The 237-nt window shown below is 60.8% G+C and carries 1 protein-coding gene; it reads left to right on the top strand.

Annotation, left to right across the window (positions count from 1 at the left end; all coding sequences use genetic code 11):
* The first annotated feature begins 19 nt into the window (after positions 1–19).
* Positions 20–151: a L,D-transpeptidase gene (locus tag CVH10_RS24320; protein WP_369336026.1), complete on the top strand. Its 132-nt coding sequence runs from the start codon at positions 20–22 to the stop codon at positions 149–151.
* The last annotated feature ends 86 nt before the right edge of the window (positions 152–237 follow it).

Here is a 237-nt window from a genome sequence, read left to right as displayed (position 1 = left end):
CGGGAACACCGAATACCGCATCCACGGCTCGAATGAGCCGGACACGATCGGTCAAGCCGTCTCCTCGGGCTGCATCCGGATGACCAACGAAGATGTGACCGATCTGTACGAGCGGGTGAAGGTCGGCGCAAAGGTCGTCGTCCTGAACTGAAGCCAGCCCGAACCAGACATTCCAACGAAGGACGCCGCGCATTCACGAGGGAGGGCGCGGCGTTTTTCATTTGACCCGTAGGGACG

This window comes from Halomonas sp. ND22Bw (assembly GCF_003011945.1).
GTDB classification, from domain to species: Bacteria; Pseudomonadota; Gammaproteobacteria; order Pseudomonadales; family Halomonadaceae; genus Halomonas; species Halomonas halophila.
The sequence above is the reverse complement of the archived record's forward strand: the minus strand, read 5'-3'. Positions and strand labels throughout refer to the sequence as shown.